Annotated in this window: 7 protein-coding genes; all 7 read right to left on the minus strand. The window is 39.4% G+C overall.

Annotation, left to right across the window (positions count from 1 at the left end):
- Positions 1–52 precede the first annotated feature (52 nt).
- The gene (locus C1T29_RS14985; RefSeq protein WP_208945489.1) at positions 53–850 is read right to left on the minus strand and encodes a GH25 family lysozyme; all 798 of its coding nucleotides are present in this window, start codon (positions 848–850) and stop codon (positions 53–55) included.
- Between the two features lie 45 nt (positions 851–895).
- Positions 896–1,159: a phage holin gene (locus tag C1T29_RS14990; protein ID WP_103750558.1), complete on the minus strand. Its 264-nt coding sequence runs from the start codon at positions 1,157–1,159 to the stop codon at positions 896–898.
- Positions 1,160–1,174: 15 nt separating this feature from the next.
- Complete coding sequence (locus C1T29_RS14995; RefSeq protein ID WP_103750557.1) at positions 1,175–1,453, minus strand: hemolysin XhlA family protein; 279 nt, start codon at positions 1,451–1,453, stop codon at positions 1,175–1,177.
- Between the two features lie 69 nt (positions 1,454–1,522).
- Positions 1,523–2,416: a phage-like element PBSX protein XepA gene (locus tag C1T29_RS15000; protein ID WP_103750556.1), complete on the minus strand. Its 894-nt coding sequence runs from the start codon at positions 2,414–2,416 to the stop codon at positions 1,523–1,525.
- 86 nt (positions 2,417–2,502) lie between these two features.
- Positions 2,503–2,667, minus strand: coding sequence for an XkdX family protein (locus C1T29_RS15005; protein ID WP_103750555.1), 165 nt, complete (start codon positions 2,665–2,667; stop codon positions 2,503–2,505).
- Positions 2,664–2,999: an XkdW family protein gene (locus C1T29_RS15010; RefSeq protein WP_103750554.1), complete on the minus strand. Its 336-nt coding sequence runs from the start codon at positions 2,997–2,999 to the stop codon at positions 2,664–2,666. Before C1T29_RS15010 ends, C1T29_RS15005 begins: the two co-directional genes overlap by 4 nt.
- Positions 3,000–3,008: 9 nt before the next feature.
- The coding region (locus tag C1T29_RS15015; protein ID WP_208945490.1) for a DeoR family transcriptional regulator at positions 3,009–3,190 on the minus strand (182 nt) is incomplete at its 5' end.

Consider the following 3,190-nt stretch of genomic DNA (forward strand, 5'->3'; position numbering starts at 1 on the left):
TTCGTCACCCTTAATACCGGTAATTTCAACTGGTACTGGGCCTTGATCTGTATCAGCTAAGAAGCGCATACCCACTTATCTTTAATTTCTGTCCAACAAAAATCTTATTCACATCTTTAATGTTATTTAGACTCTGAAGAGCTTTGACAGTTGTTTTATATATCACTGCAATACCTGAAAGTGTATCCCCTTTTTTGACAGTATAAGTTGTATCAGCTTTTTCTGGCTTTTTATTTGAAACAGTTTTTATACCGGCTTTTTCTGTGGATACAGCCTTTGAATCTAGCTCTGCTCTATAACAAATGTTCATATCAACATTACCGGAAATACCGGCTACCTTTCCACTGTCAGAATATTGCCAGATATCCGCATCTCGCCCAAGTTTGCTGCTATAGCGGGCAATCCATAATGCAAATGGTTTCAGTTTGGATTCATCAAGACAAATTTCAAAGAAAGATTTGCTGCTGTAAATCATAGCGAAATAACCTGCACTCTCAATTTCACGTAAAAATGCAACCGCTGCATTAGTCAAAACCGATTTATCGACATTCCTCTGGTTCACTTCAAGATCAAGAACTAGCGGATAGGAGAGACTGACCTTTTTGACAAGTGACAAAAAGAATCTCGCTTCTGCCAGCGCTTCTGACTTAGACCCGAATCGTGCAAAATGATAAGCTCCTGTTTTAATTCCTGCAGCATTAGCACCTAATACATTCCTTTTGAATTTCTTATCTATAAGAGTTGTTCCTTCCGTCGCTTTAATAAAGGCAAACTTAATCCCATCCTTCGCGACTTTCTTCCAATCAATATTTCCTTGCCAGTGTGATACGTCAATACCTTTAATTCTCATAAAGATCCTCCTTTTTTAAAATTAAGGGGCTTTTCACCGTTAACCTCATTTCGTTAGATTGTTTTGTTTTAAAACAGCTTTTTGCTTATGTCCCTTTGCTGTCACATAGTTGTTTTTGAACCATGCTACAGCCGTGGCTCCGATCGTAAAGATCAGAGACGCGGCAGTATAAAGAGCATCAGCAAGCTGATTTACCTGAACCTCTGTAATATCCAATGGAGATTTGCCAAACATGAGCATAGTTTGATTGATAAGTGCAATTAAAAGAAGCACCGTCCGGATGACTGTTCCTTTGTCATACCCTTTCATCTTTGAATTTCCTCCTCATCTTTGTAGAAGACTATAAAAAATAGCTATCGCTCCCCCTATAATTCCAGTGCAAATAGCTGTTATAATAGCACCTGTAATGGTGCGCTTGATCCATGTTGTATTCTCTTCAATTTTATTTAATTTTTCATTTAGCGTCATGATCTGCTGATCTTGTCTGTCAGAGACTCGCTCTAATGCGGAAACCCTCTGCTCGAGCGCTTTTTGTTCACCTTTCATGACTGCTAAATCTTGCTGAATACCATTCATGTCCGGTACCTCTGTCGTTTGTGACATTAGTACCCCCTCCTTTATTAACTCATCATTCCACCTCCTAAGAGGCAATAAAAAAAGGACAGCCGAATCTTATGAGACGGCCGTCCCTCTAACTGAAAAGTTTCCATTTGTTAAAGCTGTAAGCTCCATAACAATTTCTTTAAAACCAGTAATGTTAAAAGACCAAGCTTCTGATTTCCCTTTTGTGCTAGTGGCAAATGTTCCGTCATCCACTTTCTGTCCTCTAAGGGCTCTTTTTGTTCCCGATAATGATTTACCCCAGAATTTCAATTCACTTGTCTCAGCCGTCCCATAAACCTCAATGAGTAACGTTTTGAATGATCCAACGGTAAATGGGTTACCCTCACCTATGGTTTCTGTTTTATCGTGAAAGACAATATCCATTGTTTTTGCTTGAGTGTCTAATGAGCTAAGGTTCAAGCCTTCAGTTTGAACTTTTAAACGACCATCATTAGTTAACCCGCTTTTATCTAACTGGACTGAGAACGGAGCAACTGCTGTAATAGGAACCGCTTGGTTTATGTTTATATCCTCTTCACCTGCGCCCAGTGACTGGTACAGTAAAAATTCAGATTGCTGCAGGTTACCATTTGCGTACCTGAAACGGAAATAGCGTTTAGTTAAATGAATCCATTCAGTCTCGCCTAGCGTATTTGCTTTAACGACCAATGAAGAGACTGTGGTCCATGAATTCATATCGTTACTTTCTTCAATGAATAAGGTGCCTTCACGATCAGAATAAGCATGACCTTTCACTTTTGAAATTAAAACCTGACCTAATCGATCTTGACCATATTGCGTGTATACTTCAGTGGCTTTTAAAACTGCGTTCGTTAGCAGCTCCGCATTACCTGAAATAGCAGCCACGGGTACTACAAAATCCCTGTTCCCTTCTCGATAAGGTTTAGCCGCTCCTGGCTTACCGGTTGCATCTGTTGGAAATTGAAAACTATATGATGCCATAATAATCCTCCTTGCTATAGTAGATCATTAGTGGTGAGCATGGGTTTACAACGGAACCACCCCCTTTAAGGCAAAATAAAAAAGCCCTAAATGGCTTCTCCTGTGATCTCTTTATACTGCTCAGCTGTAATGAGTTTTTTCTCTACCCCTTTTTGTAAATCCTCAGGCGAGCAATCTTTATAATGAATTGCCTGTTTCACCATTTCAAAAGAAGCCCAGTTATAATGCAAAGCCAGCACCCAATAATTCATGAATCTTTCCCTCCTTGTAGAGTAAGCAGTTGCAACTTTATTTTTGAGAGCTCGCTTACCAAAGTTTGGTTTAATTCTTCAAGCTGTTTACGAGCTAGCTTCTCCTGAGATAACTCTTTCGCGAGTAGATCCACTTGAACTGGTGGTTCATATGCAGATGTATTCTGAAGCTCTTCCCACCAAGATTTTAACTCTGCTTCCGTGGGTATAGGTGCCCTAATATTCCACTCTGCTATATATGAGGGAGTTCCATCACCATTATTCTGGACAATAAAATCCTTTGTGGGATCAGCTGTTGGGTATTTAAAAAGAATAGCTTCACCTATATTCATCGTTACCTCCTAAAATCTTGGATAGTTTCGGCCTCCAAGTTCTTGTATATCAAAAAAATTAAATACACCATTTTTATCATCTACTGCCCTTTTCAGTGTTTCGTCTCCTCCATAACAACGTTTGATCAACCCTTCATTTTCGAGGTATTTCAAATCACTGCGGATCGTTTCTAATGTGACGTTGAATCTTT

Source organism: Bacillus sp. MBGLi79, from assembly GCF_002953915.1.